Genomic DNA, 23,010 nt, shown 5'->3' with positions numbered 1-23,010 from the left:
GAACACCCTCCGGTTGGGGATCAGGTGTCCAACTTTCGGGGGTCAGTTCACGTAAAGGCGAAATGGTGACTAAATGTCGATATCGTCTACGAATGTGCTTACAACTACCAAAACAATCTCTCAAGCCAAACCCAAACCCAAACCCAAACCAAACCCCTCAAACCAAAACCCGCGAACTAGCCACCCCCACCACCACAACCCCAATCAACAAATTAACCCCAACCAACCGCCGAATCCGCCCCAGCACCCCAGCCCCCGAAGCCCAATCCCCAGCCTCCACCGCCGCACGCAGCTCAGGCAACAACAACCCCTGAACCCGCATGAACAACGCAAACATGACAATCCCCCCGCCAATCATCACCTGCACATAACGAGGCGCGGTCTCGAACCCGGCAAACCGCAGGTGGATCATGCCGACCCCGCTGACAGCTAGCACCGCCACCGCCAGCCAGACCCATCTGAAGAACCGCTGGAAAACCTCCACCCACAATCGCAGCCGCGCAGGCCCTTCCAGCGCTGCAACCGTGGCCGGCCGCAGCACCAGCCAGGCGAAGAACATCCCGCCGACCCAGACGAGGGCGGCCAGGACATGCAAGGTGTAGGGCAGGGCAAAGGCAAGCATCCGGATCTCCATGCGGCACAAAGGGCAATAGCGGGGTATGATAGCCGGCCCATGCGAAACACTGAAAATATATCCAGCCCTCCGGGCGCCTGCAGACCATGATCAGCAACGAACTCAAAGCCACCATCCAGGGCGCCTACTCGCGTTTCCTCGAAGCCAAAAGCCTCAAGCCGCGTTACGGCCAGCGCCTGATGATCGCCGAAGTGGCCAAGGTGCTCGGCGACATCGCCAGCGACGATGAAGGCCGCCGTGCCGGCGAGCCCGCGGTGGTTGCCGTCGAGGCCGGTACCGGTACCGGCAAGACCGTCGCCTACAGCCTGGCCGCGATCCCCGCCGCCAAGGCCGCCGGCAAGCGCCTGGTGATCGCCACCGCGACCGTGGCGCTGCAGGAGCAGATCGTCTTCAAGGACCTGCCCGACCTGATGCGCAACAGCGGGCTGAACTTCAGCTTCGCCCTGGCCAAGGGCCGTGGCCGTTACCTGTGCCTGTCCAAGCTCGACGTCCTGCTGCAGGAAGGCCACGCCCAGTCGGCCACCGCCCAGCTGTTCGAGGAGGAGGGCTTTCGCATCGAGGTCGACGAGCGCAGCCAGAAGCTGTTCAACAGCATGATCGAGAAGCTCGCCGGCAACCGCTGGGACGGCGATCGAGACAGCTGGTCGGAGGCCATCGAGGACCAGGACTGGGCGCGCCTGACCACCGACCACAGCCAGTGCACCGGCCGCCATTGCCCGAACTTCCAGCAGTGCGTGTTCTACAAGGCCCGTGAAGGCATGGGCAAGGTCGACGTGATCGTCACCAACCACGACATGGTCCTGGCCGACCTGGCACTTGGCGGTGGCGCCGTGCTGCCCGACCCGCGCGACACCATGTACGTGTTCGACGAAGGCCACCACCTGCCGGACAAGGCCATCGGCCATTTCGCCCATTATTCGCGGCTGCGCTCCACCGCCGACTGGCTGGAGCAGACCGCCAAGAACCTGACCAAACTGCTGGCCCAGCATCCACTGCCGGGCGACCTCGGCAAGTACATCGAGCAGGTGCCGGAGCTGGCCCGCGAGGTGCGTACCCAGCAGCAGTTCATGTTCACCCTGTGCGAGCAGGTGGCGGACTTCCGCGCCGGCGAGGACATGGAAGGCCGCGACCGCCCGCGCTATCGCTTCGAGGGCGGCGTGGTACCGGAGCAGATCCGTGAAGTGGGCATCGAGCTCAAGAAAGGCTTCGCCCGCCTCAACGACCTGTTCACCCGCCTGGCCGACCTGCTCAAGGAAGGCATGGACGGCGAGAACAACATCGGTATCGCCAGCCACCAGGCCGAGGAGTGGTACCCGCTGTTCGGCAGCCTGGTGACCCGTGCCCAGGGCAACTGGGAGCTGTGGACCGCCTTTACTGCGGAAGACCCCGAAGACAACCCGCCCATGGCCCGTTGGCTGACCCTGGCCGAAAGCGGCGCGCTGTTCGATATCGAGGTCAACGCCAGCCCCATCCTGGCTGCCGAGATGCTGCGCAAGAGCCTGTGGAACGTCGCCTATGGCGCCCTGGTGACCTCGGCGACGCTCACTGCGCTGGGCAAGTTCGACCGCTTCCGCATGCGTTCGGGCCTGCCACGCGACGCGGTGCAGTGCGTGGTGCCCAGCCCGTTCGTGCATGGTGACGCCGGGCTGCTGCGGGTGCCCGACCTGGGTGCCGATCCGCGCGACGCCACGGCGCACACCGCGGCGATCATTCGCGAGCTGCCAGCCATCGTCGAGGACGCCCGCGGCGCGCTGGTGCTGTTCTCCTCGCGCAAACAGATGCAGGACGTGTTCGACGGCCTGGACCGCGACTGGCGCAAGCTGGTGCTGATCCAGGGCAACCTGTCCAAGCAGGAAACCCTGAACAAGCACAAGGCGCGGGTCGACGACGGCCAGCACAGCGTGCTGTTCGGCCTGGCCAGCTTCGCCGAGGGTGTCGACCTGCCGGGCGCCTATTGCGAGCATGTGGTGATCGCCAAGATCCCCTTCGCGGTGCCGGACGATCCGGTCGAGGCCGCGCTGGCCGAATGGATCGAAGCCCGTGGCGGCAATCCGTTCATGGAAATCGCCGTGCCCGACGCCTCGCTGCGCCTCATCCAGGCCTGCGGCCGGCTGCTGCGTACCGAGCAGGACCGTGGTGTGATTACCTTGCTTGACCGCCGTCTGGTCACGCAACGCTATGGCAAGGCTATTCTCAACGCGCTGCCACCTTTCCGACGGGAAATCGGCTGACTGCCGGAGCAACACGCACAACCCGTTGTCCATTACTCGATTGCGAGCCCATGACGGGCTCCGAAGGAGAGCCACCGCCCCATGATCCGCCGCGCCTTGCCTGTCGTGTTCTCCGTGTTGTTCAGTGCGCCTTTGCTGGCCGGGCAGCAGACTCTGTTCAGCTTCGTGCGCCCGGCCTCGGTGGTGAATGTCATCACCCAGGACACCAGCCTGCCGCAGTACAACGCGGAACAGACAGCCGAAGGCGAGGTGTTGCGGCGCGTGGTGTTCAACCCGGTGGCGCAGCCGACACTGCGCCTCGCGCCGCAGAGCGGGGCGTGGGACTGGTCTGCCGGCCAGGCGCTGACCCTGCGCCTGCAGAGCGGCATGGATTGGGCGCTGACCGTTGATGTGGTGGTGCAAAGCAGCGACGGACGCACGCTCACCAGCCGCATCGACCTGCCGGCCGGGCCTGCGCAGACCGTGATGATTCCGCTCAAGGCCCGTTCACCACTGAGCCAGGGCATGCGCGCCGGGCCGCCGATGCCCTGGACCTACGAAGGCCAGCGCCTGTTGCTGACCAGCAGCGAAGGAGCAGCCGACCTGGCCCAAATCACCTCGGTCAGCTTGAGCATCCCCGGCCCCAAGGTGGCGCAGAGCCTGTTGATCGAGAAGGTCGGCCTGCAGGATGACGATCAGGCGTTCAAGGTCGCCTACGCCGAGCTGATCGATGGCTATGGGCAATCGACCCGTGGCCGCTGGCCGGAGAAAATCGTCAACGACGAGCAACTCAAGGCTGCCGACAGCCGTGAACAGGCACAGCTCAAGGGCTGGCTGGCCGAGCGCGACAAGCTAAAACTGGACACCTATGGCGGCCTGCTGGAGGGGCCTGCGTTCGAAGCCAAGGGTTTCTTCCGTACCGAGAAACGCGACGGACGCTGGTACCTGGTGACGCCGGAAGGGCATCCGTTCTATTCGCTCGGCGTCAATGCCGTCGCCGCCGATGGCGGGCGCACCTATGTCGCCGGCCGTGAGGGCATGTTCAAAGCCTTGCCGGGAGAAGGCGACACCCTGAGTGCCTTCTATGGCGAAGGCAACAACGATGACGGCAATGCGTCGTCCCAAGGCCGTGGCTTCAAGCAGGGGCGCTGGTTCGACTTCTACGCGGCCAATCTTCAGCGCACCTATGGCAAGCCTTGCCCGCAGGGAGAGGTGGCGTGCCCGGTGGCGGTGCTGGACGCCCAGCGTTGGCAGGGTCATACCCTGGATCGCCTGCAGGCCTGGGGCTTCAACACCCTTGGCAACTGGAGCGATGCTTCGCTCGGGCAAGCCAAGCGCTTGCCGTACACCTTGCCGCTGTCGATCGTCGGTGACTACGCCAGCATCAGCACCGGCATGGACTGGTGGGGGCGCATGCCCGATCCGTTCGACCCGCGTTTCGCCATGGCCACCGAGCGTGCCGTGGCCATTGCTGCCCGCGATCACCGCGACGACCCTTGGCTGATCGGTTACTTCGCCGACAACGAACTGGCCTGGGCCGCGCCGGGGGACGACCCCAAGGCGCGCTATGGCCTGGCCTACGGCACCTTGCGCCTGACCACCGATGTGCCGGCCAAGCGTGCTTTCCTCAAGCAACTGCGCGACAAGTACCGCAACCAGCAGGGGCTGTCGAAGGCCTGGGGTATTGAGCTGACCGCTTGGGAACTGATGGAAGACCCGGGGTTCGAGGCGCCATTGCCCAACCCGGAGCATCCGGAAATCGAGCGCGACTACCAGTACTTCCAGCAGGTGTTTGCCGAAACCTATTTCAAGACCATTTCCGATGCGCTGAAATGGCATGCGCCCAACCATCTGCTGCTCGGTGGCCGCTACGCGGTCAGCACCCCCGAGGCGGTGAAGGCCTGCGCCGAGTTCTGTGATGTGCTGAGCTTCAACTTCTATACCTTGAAGCCCGACGACGGCTACGACTTCACCCGCCTGGCCGAGCTCGACAAGCCCGTGTTGGTCTCGGAATTCCAGTTCGGTTCACGTGACCGCGGCCCTTTCTGGCCCGGCCCGCTGGAAGTGGCCCGCGAGGAAGACCGTGGCCCGGCCTATGCCAACTTCCTCAAGGCGGCCATGGCCCAGCCGATGATCGTCGGAGCGCACTGGTTCCAGTACCTCGATCAACCCGCCAGCGGGCGCCTGCTCGATGGCGAGAACGGTCATCTTGGCCTGGTCGCTGTCACCGATGTGCCCTATGCGGGGTTCATCGAGGCGGTACGCCGCAGCAACCTTCAAGCCCTTGGGCATTTGCGCGCTGCGTTGGACAAGCCGTAGTTCCGGATAACCACCCAGCCATCTTCAGTAGGCAAATCGCCCAACTACTGAAACAATGCACCCCTTTGCAAGCCAGGCAGTAAAGAGAGGTAGTCGGGTGCAGATCCAGGGTCACTATGAGCTGAAGTTCGAGGCGGTGCGCGATGCTTTCGCCGCGTTGTTCGAGGATCCCCAGGAACGTGGTGCCGCGTTGTGCATCCAGGTCGGCGGAGAAACCGTGGTCGACCTGTGGGCCGGCAGTGCCGACAAGGATGGTCGCGAGGCCTGGCACAGCGACACCATCGCCAACCTGTTCTCCTGCACCAAGACCTTTACCGCCGTCACCGCCCTGCAACTGGTGGGCGAGGGCAAGCTCGCCCTCGATGCGCCGGTGGCGCGCTACTGGCCGGAGTTCGCCCAGGCCGGCAAGGACCAGGTCACCCTGCGCCAACTGCTCAGCCACCGCGCCGGCCTGCCGGCCATCCGTGAGCTGCTGCCGGCCGAAGCCCTGTATGACTGGCAGGCCATGGTCGATGCCCTCGCCGCTGAAACGCCCTGGTGGACGCCCGGCAGCGAACACGGGTACGCGGCGATCACCTACGGCTGGCTGATTGGCGAATTGATCCGCCGTGCCGATGGCCGTGGTCCGGGCGACTCCATCGTCGCCCGCACCGCCAAGCCGCTGGGCCTGGACTTCCACGTCGGCCTGGCAGATGAAGAATTCCACCGCGTGGCGCATATCGCCCGCGGCAAGGGCAACCCTGGCGATGCCGCCGCCCAGCGCCTGCTGCAGGTGACGATGCGCGAGCCCGAGGCCTTGTCCACCCGGGCTTTCACCAACCCGCCGGCGATTCTCACCAGCACCAACAAGCCCGAATGGCGGCGCATGCAGCAGCCGGCGGCCAATGGCCATGGCAATGCCCGCAGCCTGGCGGGCTTCTATGCCGGCCTGCTCGACGGCAGCCTGCTCGAATCCGAACTGCTTGACGAGCTGACCCGCGAGCACAGCCTCGGCCAGGACCGCACCCTGCTCACCCAGACCCGTTTCGGCCTGGGTTGCATGCTCGACCAGCCGGAGGTTGCCAACGCCACCTTCGGCCTTGGCGCACGTGCCTTCGGTCACCCCGGCGCCGGTGGCTCGGTCGGTTTCGCCGACCCCGAACATGACGTGGCCTTCGGCTTCGTCACCAATACCCTCGGCCCCTACGTGCTGATGGATCCCCGCGCGCAGAAACTGGTGCGGGTACTTGGCAGTTGCCTTTGATCGGGTAACGCGGGTATTGCCAGGTCCCTTTGACTATCCTCAATGCCAACGCCTGAAGCGTATGGGCAAAATTTCTTTCTATTTCATGGTGTATCGCTGATGTCTTCACATAAAACCTTAGCACTCGCCCTGTGCCTGGCCATGACCGGTTGCGCCAGCCACTCCCCGGACGCCGCAAAGGACGGTGGCCTGAACTGGTGGCCATTTGGTTCGGACAAGGTCGCTGACAAGGAAGTGAAGGAGGCCGTCGTCGAGAACGTGGCCAAGGCCGACGCCAAGTCCGAAAGCGGCAGCCGCTGGTGGTGGCCGTTCGGCAGCGATGAGAAAAAGGACACGGTCGCGGCGGTGCCGAAGATCGACCACAAGGCCACGCAGGCCTGGCTCGACCAGTACGAGCCGAAGGTCCGCGAAGCGATCAAGGGCAGCAAGTTCGAGCTGGAGCGCCGCGAGGATTTGCTGGCGGTGACCATCCCGGTCGACAGCTCCTACAACCCTGATCGCCCGAACATGCTGCTGCCCGCAACCCTTGGCCCGATCACTCAGGTCGCCAAGGTCATCGAGACCGATACCAAGACCGCTGTGCTGATCCTCGGCCACGCCGACACCAGTGGCGCCACGACTGCCAACCAGAAGCTCAGCCTCGAGCGCGCCGCTTCGGTGTCGGCGATCTTCCGTCTCAGCGGCCTGCAGCGCGACCGCCTGATGCTCAAGGGCATGGGCGCGGTGATGCCGCGTGCCGCCAACGACAGCGCCGAAGGCCGTGCCTTGAACCGCCGTGTCGAGCTGCTGCTGACCCCGCAGAACACCATGGTCGCATTGCTCGCCAAGTACCAGCAGGCCGCCCCGGCGCCGGCTCCGGCGGCGATGGTTGCCACCCAGGACGCCAAGGCCCCGGCCGCCAAGCCTGTCGCCAAGGCCGCCGCCAAGCCGGCTGCGAAGAAACCTGCCGCCAAAGCCAAGGCGCCGGCCAAGGCCAGCACCACCGCCAAGAAGAAAGCCGCTGCGGCCAAGCCAGCCGCGAAGAAGGCTGCCACCGACAAGAAAGTCGCCGCCAACAGCCCTGCGAAGACCAACTGATCGTCAAGGAAACGCAGCATGACCCAATCCCTGGCCGATATGCGCCGCGACTACACCCGTGATGGCCTGGCCGAAGCCCAGGCTCCCGGGGAGCCGTTCGCGCTGTTCCACCACTGGTTCGCCGATGCGGTGAAGACCGAGCAGCTACCGGTGGAAGCCAACGCCATGACCCTGGCCACCGTTGATGCCGAGGGGCGTCCGCATTGCCGGGTGTTGCTGCTCAAGGCGCTGGACGCACGCGGTTTTACCTTTTTCACCAACTATGAAAGTGCCAAGGGCCAGCACATTGCGGCCAACCCTCATGCGGCGATGACCTTCTTCTGGCCGGCGCTGGAGCGCCAGGTGCGGATCGAGGGGCGGGTGGAGAAGGTCACGGCCAAGGAGTCGGACGACTATTACCAGGTGCGTCCGCTGGGCAGCCGGCTGGGGGCCTGGGCGTCGCCGCAGAGCCGGGTGATTGCCGATCGCGAGGAGCTGGAAGGCCTGGTCAAGGCCACCGAGGCGCGTTTTTCCGACAGCCAGCCGCATTGCCCGGAGCATTGGGGCGGTTACCGCTTGCTGCCCGAGCGCATCGAGTTCTGGCAGGGGCGGGCGAGCCGCTTGCATGACCGCCTGAACTACCGCCTGGTCGATGGCCAGTGGGCGCGCGAGCGACTGGCGCCCTGACAAGTATGGGGCCGCGACGCGGCCCCATCATCAACGATACCCCGCCGCTTCCCGCTCCAGCCACGCCGCCAACTCCTTGCGCCGCACCTTCTCCACCCGCGCCCGCTCCAGCAACTTGAGCATGAAGTCCTGCTTCGCCGGATCCTCCCCGGCCAGCGACAGCGCCAGGTCCCGGTCCATCCAGCGACGCATGCGCACATACAGCCACCCGTGAAAATACAGCCCGGCGACCGTCACGACGACGACGATGAAGTAATCCATGGCTATCCTTGGTCTCACCTGTAGGCCCGCAAATCAGCCAGCAACGGCTGTACCTGAGCTGAATGAAAACAATTTTATAACGTTTGCGCCGTGACACTTGTCAAGGCGCGGAGTCTAATGGACACCTGTCTTATGGAGATTGTCCCCATGCGTAAATCCGCTTTGCTGCTGGCCAGCTTCACCACCGTGTCGCTGCTGCTGGGCGGCTGCCAATCGTCGCTGACCGGCGACAGCTACTCCCGTGATGAGGCCCGCCGCGTGCAGACCGTGCGCATGGGCACCATCGAATCCCTGCGTCCGGTGAAGATCGAAGGCACCAAGACGCCAATCGGTGGCGGCGCTGGCGCCATTGTCGGTGGTGTCGCCGGCAGTGCCGTCGGTGGAGGCCGTGGCAGCATCGTCGCGGCGGTGATCGGTGCCGTGGCCGGTGGCTTGGCAGGCTCCGCCGCCGAAGAAGGCCTGACCCGTACCCAGGGTGTCGAGATCACCGTGCGTGAAGACGACGGCAGCATGCGCGCCTACGTGCAGCAAGTGCAGCAGAACGAGATCTTCCGTGTGGGTGAGCGTGTTCGCATCATGACTGTCGACGGCACCAGCCGCGTCACGCACTAACAGCACGCTTGAAAAGAAAACCCCGACCGGCTTGGCCGTGTCGGGGTTTCTTTTTGCCTGCGAAAGACGATCGGGTTAGTCGTTCAGCCCGAGGATATCCCGTGCCACCGCTTCGGCGATGCGAATTCCGTCGACACCGGCAGACAGGATGCCACCGGCGTAGCCTGCGCCTTCACCTGCCGGGAACAGACCCTTGAGGTTGAGGCTCTGGAAGCTGGCGTCACGGGTGATGCGCAGTGGCGACGAGGTGCGGGTTTCGATGCCGGTCAGCACCGCGTCGTGCAGGTTGTAGCCCTTGATCTGGCGGTCGAAGGCCGGCAGTGCTTCACGGATCGCCTCGATGGCGAAGTCCGGCAGGCTTGGTGCCAGGTCGCCCAGGGTCACGCCCGGTTTGTACGACGGCTCGACGCTGCCCAGCGCGGTGGACGGGCGCCCGGCGACGAAGTCACCGACCAATTGCGCCGGTGCCTGGTAGTTGCTGCCGCCCATCACGTAGGCATGGGCTTCCAGGCGCTCCTGCAGCTCGATACCGGCCAGCGGGCCACCCGGGTAGTCGCGCTCGGGGTCGATACCGACAACGATGCCAGAGTTGGCGTTGCGCTCATTGCGCGAGTACTGGCTCATGCCATTGGTGACCACGCGGCCAGGCTCGCTGGTGGCGGCGACCACGGTGCCGCCCGGGCACATGCAGAAGCTGTAGACCGAACGACCGTTCTTGGCGTGGTGCACCAGCTTGTAGTCGGCGGCGCCGAGTTTCGGGTGGCCGGCGTACTTGCCCAGGCGCGCCTTGTCGATCAGCGACTGCGGGTGCTCGATACGGAAACCGACCGAGAACGGCTTGGCCTCCATGAACACACCCTTGGCGTGGAGCATGCGGAAGGTGTCTCGGGCGCTGTGCCCCAGGGCCAGCACCACATGGCGCGAGTGCAGCTGTTCACCGCTCTGCAGCACCACGCCGGTGAGCTGCTCGCCGTCCACCAGCAGGTCGGTGACCTTCTGCTCGAAGCGCACCTCGCCGCCCAGGGTGATGATTTCCTCGCGCATCTTCTCGACCATGCTGGTCAGGCGGAAGGTACCGATGTGCGGTTTGTTGATGTAGAGAATCTCGTCGGGCGCACCGGCCTTGACGAACTCTTCCAGCACCTTGCGACCGTGGTGGTTAGGGTCCTTGATCTGGCTGTACAGCTTGCCGTCGGAGAAGGTCCCGGCGCCGCCTTCGCCGAACTGTACGTTGGATTCGGGGTTGAGCACGCTCTTGCGCCACAGGCCCCAGGTGTCCTTGGTACGCTGGCGCACCTCTTTACCGCGCTCGAGCACGATCGGCTTGAAACCCATCTGCGCCAGCAGCAGCCCGGCGAAGATGCCGCAAGGGCCGAAGCCGACCACGATCGGGCGCGCAGGCAGCTCGGCCGGGGCCTGGCCGACGAACTTGTAGCTGACGTCCGGGGCCACGCCGATCTTGGCGTCGCCTTCGAAGCGGCGCAGCAGCTCGTCTTCGTTGCTGGTTTCAAGGTCGATGGTGTAGATGAACAGCAGCTCGCTGTTCTTCTTGCGCGCATCGTAGCTGCGCTTGAACAGGGTGAAGCCGAGCAGTTGCTCATCGCTGATGCCCAGGCGCTGGACGATGGCGGCGCGCAGCTCGTCGTCGGAGTGGTCCAGGGGCAGCTTCAGTTCGGTGATTCGTAGCATGGCAGGGTCCAGTATCCCGGCCATGGGCGGCCGGCGGCTTTACACAAACCGCCAAGTATAAGCTGTTAGCCGCCCCGACTGGCAGGATAAAAGCACCCGGTGATCAGAGGTCGCGGGCGCCGCCGTAGTAGGCGCAGCCCTGCAGGGTCTTGCCGTCGATGCGCAGCTCGGCCTTGAGGTGGCGGATGGCGCCGGTGGCGCCGTCGACGCAGCGCTGTGGCGCGACCCACAGTTCGACACGCTGGCCGTTGGCCTCGCTGGACAGGCTCAGGCCGCCGCCGGGCAGCGCTTCTTCCAGGTAAGGCAATGGCAACGGCTCCTGGCCGATGCGGTTGAGCACCATGCCCTTGCCGCTGGCCTTGATGTCCCAGTCTGGCTCGTGACCGCCGGCGCGCAGGGTCAACTGCTTGAAGTTGGGGTCTTCGCAGCCACGGTATTCGGAGGTGTCGAGGCGGTACAGGCGGGTCACGTCGAGCTGGCCGTCGCTGCCTGCCTGTTTGCTGCCGGCCATGCGCGCGCGGACATCGGCGAACAGCTTGTCACCGGCGTCGTCGGCCAGGGTGGCGGCCTCTTGCAGGATGCCGGTGCTGGCTGCGTCGTTGACGATGAAGCGGCGGCTTTCGTTGCAGGGTTTGAACAGCAGATGGCCGCCGGCCGCGCTCAGTTCGCCTTGCAGGCGGGTAGTGCCCAGGTTCGGGTCGACCGGTTTTTCGGCCAGCATCTGGCAGCCTGCGAACAGCGGCAGCAGGGCGGTGAGCAGCAGGGAAGGGGTGAGGCGCATCAGGCGGGCTCCGGTGTTCGGGCAAAAAGTGCCGGTCACGTTACCGAGCCTGCCGGGCCTCTACAAGAGGCACGGCCTCATCGCGGCGCAAGAAAAAAGGGCCCGAAGGCCCTTTGATCATTCAACCCCCGAGGTACGCATCGCGTACCTTCGGGTCGGTCAGCAACGCTTCACCGGTACCCTGCATCACCACCTTGCCGTTCTCCAGCACATAGGCGCGGTCGGCGATCTTCAGTGCCTGGTTGGCGTTCTGCTCCACCAGGAACACGGTCACGCCATCGCGGCGCAGCTGTTCGATGATGTCGAAGATCTGCTGGATGATGATCGGCGCCAGGCCCAGCGAAGGTTCGTCGAGCAACAGCAGCTTGGGCTTGCTCATCAGTGCCCGGCCGATGGCCAGCATCTGCTGCTCGCCACCGGACATGGTGCCACCACGCTGGATGTAACGCTCCTTCAGGCGCGGGAACAGTTGCAGGACCTTGTCCAACTGCTCTTGGTAGTCGCCCTTGTTGGTGAAGAAGCCGCCCATGGCCAGGTTTTCCTCGACGGTCAGGCGGGCGAACACGCGGCGGCCTTCCGGCACTACCGCGATGCTCTTGCGCATGATGTGCGACGACGGCTGGCCGACCAGTTCCTCGCCCAGGTACTTGATGCTGCCGCTGCTCGCCTGGGGCGAGCCGCACAAGGTCATCAGCAGTGTCGACTTGCCGGCGCCGTTGGCGCCGATCAGGGTGACGATCTCGCCCTGGTTGATCTCGACGTTGACGCTGTGCAGCGCCTGGATCTTGCCGTAGAAGGTGGAAACGTTCTCGAACTTCAGCATTTACGCCTCCCCCAGGTAGGCCTTGATCACATCAGGGTTGCCGCGAATCTCTTCCGGCGTGCCGTCGGCCAGGGGCGTGCCCTGGTTGATCACCACGATGTGGTCGGAAATGCTCATCACCAGCTTCATGTCGTGCTCGATCAGCAGCACGGTCACGTTGTGCGATTCGCGCAGGTAGGCGATGAGGGCCTTGAGGTCCTCGGTCTCCTTGGGGTTCAGACCGGCGGCCGGTTCGTCGAGCATGATGATCCGCGGTTGGGTCATCATGCAGCGGGCGATTTCCAGGCGCCGTTGCTGGCCGTAGGCCAGGGTGCCGGCGGTACGGTTGGCGAACTCGGTCAGGTTGACCTTCTCCAGCCAGTACTGGGCGCGCTCCATGGCCTCCTTCTCGCTGCGGCGGAAGCTCGGGGTCTTGAACAGGCCGGCGAAGAAGTTGGTGTTGAGGTGGCGGTGCTGGGCGATCAGCAGGTTTTCCAGCGCGGTCATTTCCTTGAACAGGCGCACGTTCTGGAAGGTTCGCACCACGCCCTTGCGGGCGATCTGATGGCCGGCCAGGCCCTGGATCGGCTGGCCGTCGAGCAGGATGGTGCCGCCGCTGGGCTTGTAGAAGCCGGTCAGGCAGTTGAACACGGTGGTCTTGCCGGCGCCGTTCGGGCCGATCAGTGCCACCACCTGTTTTTCCTTGACGGTCAGGGCCACGCCGTTGACCGCCAACAAGCCGCCAAAGCGCATGCTCAGGCCGCTGACTTGCAGAATTTCGCGGCTCATCGAGGCAGCTCCATGTGCGGACGTTGCATGGGCAGCAGGCCCTGCGGACGCCAGATCATCATCAACACCATCAGCGCACCGAACATCAGCATCCGGTATTCGCTGAACTCACGCATCATCTCCGGCAGCAGGATCATCACGATGGCCGCGAGAATCACGCCCAACTGCGAACCCATGCCCCCCAACACGACGATGGCGAGGATGATCGCCGACTCGATGAAGGTGAACGACTCCGGTGTCACCAGGCCCTGGCGGGCGGCGAAGAAGCTGCCGGCGAAACCGGCGAAGCAGGCACCCAGGGTGAACGCCGAGAGCTTGATCACGGTAGGGTTCAGGCCCAGCGCGCGGCAGGCGATCTCGTCTTCACGCAGCGCTTCCCAGGCACGGCCAATCGGCATGCGCAGCAGGCGGTTGATCACGAACAGCGCCAGCAGGGCCAGCAGCAGGGCGACCAGGTAGAGGAAGATGACCTTGTTGATCGAGTTGTATTCCAGCCCGAAGAACTCGTGGAAGGTCTGCATCCCCTCGGCAGCGCGGCGCTCGAAGGTCAGGCCGAAGAACTCCGGCTTGGGGATGTTGCTGATGCCGTTGGGGCCGCCGGTCCAGTCGGTGAGGTTACGCAGGAACAGGCGGATGATCTCGCCGAAGCCCAGGGTCACGATCGCCAGGTAGTCACCGCGCAGGCGCAGCACCGGGAAGCCGAGCAGGAAGCCGAAGGTCGCGGCCATCAGGCCGGCGATCGGCAGGCACACCCAGAAGCTCCAGCCCAGATAGTGCGAGAGCATCGCGTAGCTGTAGGCGCCGACGGCGTAGAAACCTACGTAACCCAGGTCGAGCAGGCCCGCAAGGCCCACCACGATGTTCAGGCCCAGGCCCAGCAACACGTAGATCAGGATCAGCGTGGCGATGTCGACTGCGCCGCGGGAGCCGAAGAACGGCCAGATCAGGGCGGCGACGATCAGGCCCATGATCACCCAGCGCTGGGTTTTCGGCAGGGTCAGGAAGTTGCTCACCGAAGGCGGTACCAGCTTGCGGTCCGAGCGGCGGCCCATCACCGCGCTCCACTGCTTGTCGAACAAGACCCGCAGGAACATCAGCACCGAGCACGCGGCGATGATGCCGATGGTGAACGAGCCCTGGCTATGTACCACCAGGCTGATGCCATCGATGCTGAGTTTCAGGCCCAGCACCGGGAAGGCCACGGCCCAGACCAGCAAGGCGCTGAAGAACGCCTGTTTGAGATTTCTGTTCATACTTTTTCAACCTCCGGGCGGCCCAGGATGCCGGTCGGCCGGAACAGCAGGACAAGAACCAAAAGACCGAATGCCACCACGTCCTTGTACTGGTCGCCGAAGATGTCGGCGCCGAACGCTTCGGCCACGCCCAGCACCAGCCCGCCGAGCATGGCGCCCGGGATGCTGCCGATGCCGCCCAGTACCGCCGCGGTGAAGGCCTTCAGGCCCACCAGGAAACCGGCGTTGGGGTTGATCACTCCGTACTGCATGCTCAGCAGCACGGCCGCCACCGCCGCCAGCGCGGCACCGATGACGAAGGTCAGGGCGATGATGTTGTTGGTGTTGATGCCCAGCAGGTTGGCCATCTTGATGTCCTCGGCGCAGGCGCGGCAGGCGCGCCCCAGGCGGGAACGGGAGATGAACAGGGTCAGGCAGGTCATGGCGACGAGGGTCACCACGAACACCAGGATCTGCATGTACGAGACCAGCACTTCCTCAGCGCCCCCCGGGCCGAACGAGAAGCTGCCGGGGATCAGGTTGGGGATGGACTTGTCTTTCGAGTCCTGTGACAGCAGGACGGTGTTCTGCAGGAAGATCGACATGCCGATGGCGGAGATCAGCGGGATCAGCCGGTTGCTGTTGCGCAGCGGCCGGTAGGCGACCCGTTCGATGCTGTAGCCGTAGGCACTGGTGACGCAGATCGTGGCGACGAAGGCCACGGTCATCAGGATCGGCAACGAGTGGATGCCCATCATGGCCAGCCCGGCGAGGGCGATGAAGGCCACGTAGGAACCGATCATGTACACCTCGCCGTGGGCGAAGTTGATCATGCCGATGATGCCGTACACCATCGTGTAACCGATGGCGATCAGCGCGTAGGTACTGCCGATGGTCAATCCGTTAACCAGTTGTTGTAGGAAATGGTAGATCTCAGGCATTACAGCGCTCCTAAAAACCTGATTTGCATTTCTCTGGCGGGGGATGACCCCGGCCCCTTGTTCTCGTGGTCTTCGCCACGTGATCTTTTTGCGGGCACGGCCAGGAAACCGCGGGTGACGGTTTTAAGATTTTCAGGTGAACCGGCTCCCGGATCACGGGAATCAGGTTCATGAACCTCGTAAAACAAAGCCCACTGCTCGCACAGTGGGCTTCTCGGTCAGCTATTAGTCACGCAGTTACTGAGGGGAGACTTCGGTCTTCGGCTTGCCGAAGTGCCATTCGTAGACCACGAATTTGAAGTCCTTCAGGTCGCCTTTCTCATCGTAGGACAGGTCGCCGGTCGGGGTCTTGAAGGTACCGGCGTGGATGGCGGCAGCCACCTTGTCGGTGTCTTCGGACTTGGCAGCCTTGATGCCTTGGGCGATCAGTTCGACAGCCGAGTAGGCCGGGAAGACGAACGGACCGCTTGGGTCCTTGCCGTCGGCCTTGATGGCGTCGACGATGGCCTTGTTCTCAGGTGCTGCGTCGAACGACTTGGGCAGGGTCACCAGCAGGCCTTCGGAGGCGCCCTGGGCGATCTGCGAGATGGAGTCGTTACCCACGCCTTCCGGGCCCATGAACTTGGCTTTCAGGCCTTTCTCTTGTGCCTGGCGCAGGATCAGGCCCAGCTCCGGGTGGTAGCCGCCGTAGTAGACGAAGTCGACGTTGTTCTGCTTGAGTTTCTGGATGATCGAGGAGAAGTCCTTGTCACCGGCGTTCAGGCCTTCGAAGACGGCGACCTTGGTGCCTTTGCCTTCCAGGGTGGTCTTGACCGCGGTGGCGATGCCTTCGCCGTACTGCTGCTTGTCGTGCAGCACCGCAACGACCTTCGGCTTGACGTGGTCGGCGATGTAGTTGCCGGCGGCCGGGCCCTGGGCGCTGTCCAGGCCGATGGTGCGGAAGATCAGCTTGTAGCCACGGGCGGTGATTTCCGGGGAGGTGGCGGCTGGGGTGATCATGATCACGCCTTCGTCTTCGTAGATGTCGGACGCAGGCTGGGTGGAGCTGGAGCACAGGTGGCCGATCACGTACTTGACGCCATCGTTGACCACTTTGTTGGCGACGGCCACGGCCTGTTTAGGGTCGCACGCGTCGTCGTATTCCTTGGCTTCGAGCATCTTGCCATCGACGCCGCCCTTGGCGTTGATGTCCTTGATGGCCTGTTTGGCGCCAACGAACTGCATGTCGCCGTACTGGGTCACCGGCCCGGTCTTGGGACCGGCGATGCCGATCTTGATGGTGTCGGCGGCAAACGAATGGCTGGCGACTCCGGCCAGAACCATCGCGGCAAACAGCTTGGAAATCTTGATCATAGTGCTCCACTCATTCTGTTGTAATTCTTATAGTCCTGAGGCCAGGGCTACAGACCGGGCGGGATTCGCGGCCTGGCTACGCCAATGCCGTAAGCCCACCTTCCCCCGGAACATGTCCCGGAACTGTACCGGTACAGTGTAGAGCGCTGTCCGAGCGCTTGAAAAGCGGGCGAAAAGCGTCTGTCTCAAGGGGTGTCGCTTGATCGACATAAAGATACAGAAAAGCGCCATCACTTTGCCTGTATTCCCAGCCCGCCCCCACAAGTTCGGGCCTGATCGACCAAATTACGTATTTGAAACCGGGTTTTTCTGCAAAAATGCCGGCCTTTTTGTTGGCCGATCTTTGCGCAGGTAAAACCCATGACTGATCAAGTAAGCACCCTCTATGCCAAACTGCTCGGCGAGACTGCCGTCATCGAGTGGAAAGCCCTGGAGCGTTTCTGGGCCAAGGGTGACCTGATTTGGGTCGACCCCAGCCTCGACCTGATCGCCGTTGCCGAGGCGATGGCCGAGAATCGCGGCGAGATCTTCGCCAAGTGGCGCAATGATGGCACTGTCGGGCCGGTCTCCGCCGAGCAGGCACTCGACCTGCAAACCCGCGATCCAGAGATCTGGGCGGTGGTGGTTTCGCCGTTCATCGTGATCCAGGCGAAGAAAGCGGAATAAGCGCGGGCTTTTTTAGTGCGTGAAAACGCGCAAACGCTCCGCAATGGTGCGCATTGACGCTCACGTAAGGTGGAAGTTGGTAACAGTGGCGGGGTGATTCGGCGGGGCGGTAACAGTTTACGGAATGCGTAAATGGGGCCGCTTTGCGGCCCCAGCTGAATCAGTAGTCCACACGCCCGGTATGGCTGTTCAGCGAAATCACCCGGGTCTTGCCGATGCGGTGGCGGAAGATCTCGCGCAGGTACTTCACCGCCTTTTTCACGCACTCGCGCGACAGGCGGATGTCGTTGATCGAGACGAAGCGGCTCTTGTCGTTGATCAGTTCGCGGTACTTCTTCTCGTACATCGGCTTGATCGCGTACCAGTTGGTGTCGAGGATCTTCGCCGGGTTCTCGAACTCGTTGAGCAGGTCGTCGATGCTGTCTTCATCGAAGTGCTCGCTGGTGATGAACTCGAGGATCGCATTGTCCATGGTGTCGTCGAAGCGGTACGGGTTGCGCGCGAAGCAACGCTTGATGAACGCCACGATCAGCGTGAGGAAATCGTCCGACAGGCACGGGCTCTTGGCGATCAGGGTGGTCAGCGACAGGTTGGCCGAGGCGCCGATCACCAGCGCATAGCGCTTGAGCGTGGTGTTGGGGAACAGGCTGTTGAGGTGGGTCTTGAGCCGGTTCAGGTCCATGTACGACAGCTTGTAGTCCTTGGGCAGTGAGACGATCGACACCACCGACGAACAGTTCTTGAAGAAATGCAGGTCGTGCAGCGCCGCGGCGTCGTAGCCCGAGGCCTGGTACTGCTCCAGCGCGGCGCGGTAGCGGCGCGACTCGATCGGCAGCAGGCTGATGCCTTCGATGGCCTGGGTCTGCTTGTTGAAGTGCGGCAGGTCGATGGAGCGGAAGAACAGGTCGTCGATGTCCAGGCGCGGCTGTTCACGCTCGAACACCTTGAACTTGTCCGACCCTGCCGGCGGCACTTCCGGCACCACCGACTCGGCATAGGCGATGGCCACGGGGCCGGCCAGGCTCATGAACAGGTCGTTGGCGTCCAGGCGGATGGTCTCGCCGATGTCGATGCCGGCGCGGCGGAAGTAGTTCTGGTCGTAGTCGGTGGTCACCGCCTGCGCCGTGAGGATGTTGAAGATCTGCTGGGAGATGTACTGGTTGGCGTGCTTCTCCATGGCGTTGACGTCGATGTTCTGGATCGTGCCGTCGTCGCTCTCCTCGGCGTAGCGCATGATGTCGTTGGAGATCAGCATCATCGCGTTCCACGGGCGGATGCGCCCCATGACGCTGGCTTCGCTGCTGTCTTCATTGTCGAAGTTGTACGAGAAGTCCCATTCCTCCGACAGATACTTGCACAGCAGGCGCCCGGCGTTGATATGCAGGGCTTCGGACATTTCGCTGCGGTGATCGGAGGCATTGGGCAGCACGCAGATGCCGCTGGTGAAGATCGGCTCGAACACGAACGAATGCCCGCTCTTGCCGTCGTTCTCGTCGGCCGGCTTGGTATCGAAGGTCTTGTTCATGTACGAGTACTGCTGGGCCAGGCCGAATTCCGAGGCCATGCCCGAGCCGGTGCCGCCGCCGGCGCTGAAGATGTAGAAGTACAGGCGCGACTGGTTGGCCTTGATGCCGCAGGAATCGATCAGGTACGAGTGGATCAGCTTCCAGTCGGCGCTGGAGAAGCGCTGGGTGTCCTTGTTGAGAATGATCTTGGCCAGGTACTGGCCGAGTATCGGCGCGTTGCCGGCGCCGCCGGCATGCACCTCGGACAGGTCCATGATCTTCATCTTGCTGTAGTCGCGCAGGAAGCCGCCGCGCTCGCCCTTGCGCGAGAAGCGGATGCGCCCGGCGATGTCCTTGTCCAGGTCGCCAAGCATCACCAGCGGCTCGACCAGAAACACCGGCTTGGCCGCCTTGTTCTGTACCAGGCGCAGGTTCTGGCGGATCCAGCGCGCCGGGCTGTAGCCCGCTTCGCCCTTGAAGCGGTCCTCGTTGTTGTACTCGTTGAGGAAGAATGTGCGGGCGTTGTACACCAGCTCCGCCACATCCAGGGCGATGTTCGAGCCGCAACGACCCAGGCCGATCAGGCACACCGACGGGAACTGCTGCTCCAGGCGCAGCTGGTCCTCGTCCTCGACATGCAGGTTGGGCGGGAACACCAGGTCGCGCAGGCCGTCGAGGTTGTCGAGGATGCGCTGGATGTCCTGCTCGGTGAAGTACAGGTACTGTTGCGCCGGCATGCTGCGGGTCGCGGGGAAGTCTCGAGCACTGCCGGCGGTCAGCGAAGTGGTGCTGAGGGACGGCTCGGGAGCCGCATTGGCAGAAGTGTTCGTAGAGGTCATAGTGCGCCATTTGCCTGGTGTGGTTGGCTTCCCGGTGATGCATGTCATCTAGCCATCACGGAGAAATTTCGCGACTTTATCAGTGCGTCTTTTTCTTGTGCGATAGGGGGTTTCCTTAGGCGGACTAAGGTTTTTCCCTTCGTACCCGCATTGCATCGTCCGTTTGTCACGCTTCTTTAATCTGGAGTTGCTCATGAGTACTGCATTGCCTTCGTTGGGGTTTGCCGGGATCGGCCTGATGGGCCTGCCGATGTGCCGTCGGCTGCTGGCCGCGGGGTATCCGCTGACCGTGTGGAACCGCAGCCCGGACAAATGCGCCGAGCTGGTTGCCGCCGGCGCCCAGCTGGCCGGTAGCCCTGCCGAGCTGTGCCAGGTGGCGGACATGGTGCTGCTGTGCCTGGCCGACACGGCGGTGGTGCGCGAAGTGGTGTTCGGTGAGCAGGGCATCGCCCGTGGCGGGCGCAGCGGTCAGCTGCTGGTGGACTTCTCCAGCCTCGAGCCGACCGCCACTCGCGAGATGGCGGCGGAGCTGGCGGCCCTGTGCGGCATGGCCTGGCTCGATGCCCCGGTGTCCGGCGGCACGCCAGGGGCCGAGGCCGGCACCCTGGCGATCATGGTCGGGGGCGAGGCGAGCGATCTGCAGCGGGCGCGGCCGGTGCTGTTGACCCTGGGCCAGCGGGTGACACACATGGGCGCGGTGGGGGCCGGCCAGGTGACCAAGGCGTGCAACCAGATGATCGTGGCCTGCAACGCGCTGGTGATCGCCGAGGTGGTGGCGCTGGCCGAGCAGTCAGGGGTCGATGCGCGGCTGATCGCCGAGGCCCTGGCTGGCGGGTTTGCCGACTCGAAACCCTTGCAGATCCTCGCCCCGCAAATGGCCGAAAGCCGCTTCGAGCCGGTCAAGTGGCACGTGCGCACCTTGCTCAAGGACCTCGACAGCGCGGTGAAATTTTCCCGCGAACAGGGTTCGGCGACGCCGCTCAGTGGCCTCGCCGCGCAACTGATGCGCCTGCACGGTAGCCAGGGTTATCTGCAAAAAGATCCGGCGACCCTGGTAACGCTGTATCGCAACAAGGACTGAGCTCGCCGGGCTGGCGGTCGAGCCGTTCGAGGATCGGCCGCAACTCGGCCAGCGGCACTGGCTGGCTGAGCAGGTAACCCTGCAGGTAGTCGCAGCCGTGGCTGGCGAGGAATTCGTGCTGCTCGACAGTCTCGACGCCTTCGGTGACCACTTTCAGGTGCAGGGTATGGGCCATGATGATGATCGCCTGGACGATCTCGCGGTCTTTCTGGCTGCCGGGCACGTCCTGGATGAACGAGCGGTCGATCTTCAGCACGTCCAGCGGCAGGCGCTTGAGGTAGGCCAGCGATGAATAGCCGGTGCCGAAATCATCGATCGACAGCGCCACGCCCTGGGCACGGATGCGCTTGAGCAGGGTGATGGTGTGGTGGATGTCGCCCATCAGGGCATTTTCGGTGACCTCCAGCTCCAGCTGGCGCGGCGCCAGGCCGGCCTGGAACAAGGCCATTTCCACCTCGGTGGCCAACTCCTCGCGGCCCAGGGTGAGGGCCGAGCAGTTCACCGTGACCTTGAGATCGCCATAGCCGTGACGATTGAGCTGGGCCAGGTCCTCACAGGCCCGGCGCAGCACCCACAGGTCCAGCTCGGCGATCAGGCCGTTGGCTTCGGCAATACAGATGAAACGGTCGGGGCTGAGCAGGCCATGCTGTGGATGTTGCCAGCGCACCAGGGCCTCGAGCTTGGCCACCTGGCCGCTGCGCAGGTCGAAGATCGGCTGGTAGTGCACGCACAGGCCACGCTCTTCGAACAACGCCACGCGCAATTCTTCTTCCAGTTGCAGCTCGAGGGTGGCGCGGGTCTTCAGGCCGTTGTTGAAGAAGTTCAGGCTGTTGCGCCCGCAGCCTTTGGACTGGTAGAGCGCCAGATCGGCGTTCTTCAGCAGTTCTTCGGTGCTCTGGCCGTCGTCGGGGAAGATGCTGATGCCGATGCTGGTGGTCATCACCATGCGCCGGCCCGCCAGGTCGATCGGCTCCTTCATGCGCTGCATGATGCGCTGGGCCAGGTGGCGCGCCTCGTCGCGGCTGTTGAGGCTGGTGACAATGCAGAACTCGTCGCCACCGAAGCGGGCCACCAGGTCCTGGCCACGGGTAGCGGCCTTGATGTGGTCGGCGATCACCTTGAGCAGTTCGTCGCCGGCGGCATGCCCGAGGCTGTCGTTGATCCGCTTGAAGTGATCGATATCGAGGAACATCACCGCCAGCATGCCGTCATGGGCGGCCTGCTCGGCCAGGCGCTCGGCGAAGACCTGGTTGAAGCCGCGGCGGTTGACCAGGTTGGTCAGGGCGTCGTAGTGGGCGGCCTGCTGCAGCGAGGCGCGGGCCTGGTCGAGCTGGCTGAGCAGTACGTTGACCCGGCGCAGGTCGTGCTCCTTGCTCTGCAGCTTCTTGTCGGCCAGCGCCGCGCTGATGCTGCCAGCGCTGATCAGCAGGGTGATGACGGCAATGGTCAGCGCCAGTTGCAGGCTGTTGTCGGCCGAAGGCAGACGCAGCGCGGTCTCGCTGGGGATCACCAGGGTCATCGCCGCCATGCCGGTGAAATGGGTCAGGACGATACCTGCGGCCATCAACAGGCTGGCACCGTACTTGAGCAGCAGGTGCAAGGTGCCGCTGCCCTTGTTGAAATAGCGCGCCATCAGCAGCGCCACCAGGCTGGTGAGTACGGCGATGCCGACAGAGGCGAGCAGCAGGCCGGTCTGGTAGTACTGCAGGGCGCTGGTCTGCATGGCGGCCATGCCGGTGTAGTGCATGACACTGATGCCCAGGCCGATGAACAGCGCGGTCTGCAGGTAGTGGCGCAGGCGCATCTGACTGCGGTTGAGGCTGTTCATCGCCAGCCAGGCAGCCAGCAGCGCCACCAGCAGTGACAGGCCGGTCAGCGGGGCGTCGAAGTGGATTTCCAGGGGCGCCTGGAAGGCCAGCATGCTGATGAAATGCATGGCCCAGATGCCCCCGGCCAGGCAGCACGCACCGAGCACGCGCCATTGCCGACGGGCGAAGCGGTCTTCGCATTGGCTCTGGCGTTCGCTCATGTCCAGGGTGGCGAAACAGGCGGCGCTCGCCACGATGAAGGCAAGCAGCACCAGGAAGGGGTTGTGTCGGCAGTCGAGGATGATCTGTCCGGTCGCCGGCAGCTCGGCGAACAATTGCAGTCCCAGCCACTCCATTGCAGGCCTCTTCGTCGAGTCTTCACTCGTCCCCAAAAAGCACGGATGGAGACTGTTCCTGCTGGAGTATAGGAACGGGTACCTAAGCCTTCCTGATTAATGGCAATTTGATTTCTACCATTTGGATATGTAGGCAATAGCCAGAT

General features: G+C 63.9%; 19 protein-coding genes. 8 read left to right on the top strand and 11 right to left on the bottom strand.

Annotated elements, in window-relative coordinates; genetic code table 11:
- Positions 1-157: 157 nt before the first annotated feature.
- A complete protein-coding gene (locus tag ACODS9_RS23830) occupies positions 158-622 on the bottom strand; it encodes a CopD family protein (protein WP_139669320.1) in 465 nt (154 codons plus the stop codon).
- Positions 623-720: 98 nt separating this feature from the next.
- Here ACODS9_RS23830 and dinG point away from each other — a divergent pair, with 98 nt between their 5' ends.
- The 5 genes from dinG (at position 721) to pdxH (ending at position 8,149) form a co-directional block, all read left to right on the top strand.
- Positions 721-2,865: an ATP-dependent DNA helicase DinG gene (dinG, locus tag ACODS9_RS23825; protein WP_046854477.1), complete on the top strand. Its 2,145-nt coding sequence runs from the start codon at positions 721-723 to the stop codon at positions 2,863-2,865.
- A gap of 81 nt (positions 2,866-2,946) precedes the next feature.
- The gene (locus ACODS9_RS23820) at positions 2,947-5,163 is read left to right on the top strand and encodes a beta-galactosidase (protein WP_489094909.1); all 2,217 of its coding nucleotides are present in this window, start codon (positions 2,947-2,949) and stop codon (positions 5,161-5,163) included.
- Between the two features lie 97 nt (positions 5,164-5,260).
- Complete coding sequence (locus tag ACODS9_RS23815; protein WP_489094908.1) at positions 5,261-6,406, top strand: serine hydrolase domain-containing protein; 1,146 nt, start codon at positions 5,261-5,263, stop codon at positions 6,404-6,406.
- A gap of 99 nt (positions 6,407-6,505) precedes the next feature.
- Positions 6,506-7,483: an OmpA family protein gene (locus ACODS9_RS23810; protein WP_401110800.1), complete on the top strand. Its 978-nt coding sequence runs from the start codon at positions 6,506-6,508 to the stop codon at positions 7,481-7,483.
- Between the two features lie 18 nt (positions 7,484-7,501).
- On the top strand, positions 7,502-8,149 hold the full coding sequence (gene pdxH / locus ACODS9_RS23805; RefSeq protein WP_489094907.1) for a pyridoxamine 5'-phosphate oxidase: 648 nt from the start codon (positions 7,502-7,504) through the stop codon (positions 8,147-8,149).
- Between the two features lie 30 nt (positions 8,150-8,179).
- On the opposite strand, the gene ACODS9_RS23800 is transcribed toward pdxH, so the two are convergent.
- The gene (locus ACODS9_RS23800) at positions 8,180-8,410 is read right to left on the bottom strand and encodes a hypothetical protein (RefSeq protein WP_031316816.1); all 231 of its coding nucleotides are present in this window, start codon (positions 8,408-8,410) and stop codon (positions 8,180-8,182) included.
- A 147-nt stretch (positions 8,411-8,557) separates the two neighbouring features.
- Here ACODS9_RS23800 and ACODS9_RS23795 point away from each other — a divergent pair, with 147 nt between their 5' ends.
- A complete protein-coding gene (locus tag ACODS9_RS23795; protein ID WP_023632818.1) occupies positions 8,558-9,022 on the top strand; it encodes an outer membrane lipoprotein in 465 nt (154 codons plus the stop codon).
- 75 nt (positions 9,023-9,097) lie between these two features.
- On the opposite strand, the gene ACODS9_RS23790 is transcribed toward ACODS9_RS23795, so the two are convergent.
- The 7 genes from ACODS9_RS23790 to ACODS9_RS23760 all read right to left on the bottom strand — a co-directional run bounded on the left by ACODS9_RS23790 (position 9,098) and on the right by ACODS9_RS23760 (position 16,609).
- Positions 9,098-10,711, bottom strand: coding sequence for an NAD(P)/FAD-dependent oxidoreductase (locus tag ACODS9_RS23790; protein WP_046854483.1), 1,614 nt, complete (start codon positions 10,709-10,711; stop codon positions 9,098-9,100).
- 103 nt (positions 10,712-10,814) lie between these two features.
- Positions 10,815-11,492, bottom strand: a complete 678-nt coding sequence (locus tag ACODS9_RS23785) for a COG3650 family protein (protein WP_094012561.1) — start codon at positions 11,490-11,492, stop codon at positions 10,815-10,817.
- Between the two features lie 121 nt (positions 11,493-11,613).
- Positions 11,614-12,315, bottom strand: coding sequence for an ABC transporter ATP-binding protein (locus ACODS9_RS23780; protein ID WP_023631160.1), 702 nt, complete (start codon positions 12,313-12,315; stop codon positions 11,614-11,616).
- Positions 12,316-13,083 (bottom strand): high-affinity branched-chain amino acid ABC transporter ATP-binding protein LivG, encoded by a 768-nt coding sequence (livG, locus tag ACODS9_RS23775; protein ID WP_023631159.1) that lies wholly within the window; start codon positions 13,081-13,083, stop codon positions 12,316-12,318. It abuts the gene before it with no gap.
- Positions 13,080-14,336 (bottom strand): high-affinity branched-chain amino acid ABC transporter permease LivM, encoded by a 1,257-nt coding sequence (locus ACODS9_RS23770; RefSeq protein ID WP_046854486.1) that lies wholly within the window; start codon positions 14,334-14,336, stop codon positions 13,080-13,082. Before ACODS9_RS23770 ends, livG begins: the two co-directional genes overlap by 4 nt.
- A complete protein-coding gene (gene livH, locus ACODS9_RS23765) occupies positions 14,333-15,256 on the bottom strand; it encodes a high-affinity branched-chain amino acid ABC transporter permease LivH (RefSeq protein WP_046854487.1) in 924 nt (307 codons plus the stop codon). Before livH ends, ACODS9_RS23770 begins: the two co-directional genes overlap by 4 nt.
- A gap of 237 nt (positions 15,257-15,493) precedes the next feature.
- The gene (locus tag ACODS9_RS23760; RefSeq protein ID WP_489094906.1) at positions 15,494-16,609 is read right to left on the bottom strand and encodes a branched-chain amino acid ABC transporter substrate-binding protein; all 1,116 of its coding nucleotides are present in this window, start codon (positions 16,607-16,609) and stop codon (positions 15,494-15,496) included.
- A gap of 360 nt (positions 16,610-16,969) precedes the next feature.
- On the opposite strand from ACODS9_RS23760, the gene ACODS9_RS23755 reads away from it, so the two are divergent.
- Complete coding sequence (locus tag ACODS9_RS23755; protein WP_046854488.1) at positions 16,970-17,275, top strand: DUF2288 domain-containing protein; 306 nt, start codon at positions 16,970-16,972, stop codon at positions 17,273-17,275.
- A gap of 160 nt (positions 17,276-17,435) precedes the next feature.
- Here the strand turns inward: ACODS9_RS23755 and ACODS9_RS23750 are convergent, their stop codons facing one another.
- Entirely contained in the window at positions 17,436-19,517 is a 2,082-nt protein-coding gene (locus tag ACODS9_RS23750) for a hypothetical protein (protein WP_371918144.1), read from the bottom strand.
- A 295-nt stretch (positions 19,518-19,812) separates the two neighbouring features.
- Here ACODS9_RS23750 and ACODS9_RS23745 point away from each other — a divergent pair, with 295 nt between their 5' ends.
- Complete coding sequence (locus tag ACODS9_RS23745) at positions 19,813-20,700, top strand: NAD(P)-dependent oxidoreductase (protein ID WP_489094905.1); 888 nt, start codon at positions 19,813-19,815, stop codon at positions 20,698-20,700.
- Here ACODS9_RS23745 and ACODS9_RS23740 read toward each other — a convergent pair.
- Positions 20,600-22,864 (bottom strand): putative bifunctional diguanylate cyclase/phosphodiesterase, encoded by a 2,265-nt coding sequence (locus ACODS9_RS23740; protein ID WP_489094904.1) that lies wholly within the window; start codon positions 22,862-22,864, stop codon positions 20,600-20,602. The genes ACODS9_RS23745 and ACODS9_RS23740 overlap by 101 nt on opposite strands.
- Between the last annotated feature and the right edge of the window lie 146 nt (positions 22,865-23,010).

The organism is Pseudomonas sp. FG36 (assembly GCF_057809275.1).
Note: the sequence above shows the minus strand (reverse complement) of the source record. Positions and strands in the feature narration are given on the sequence as shown.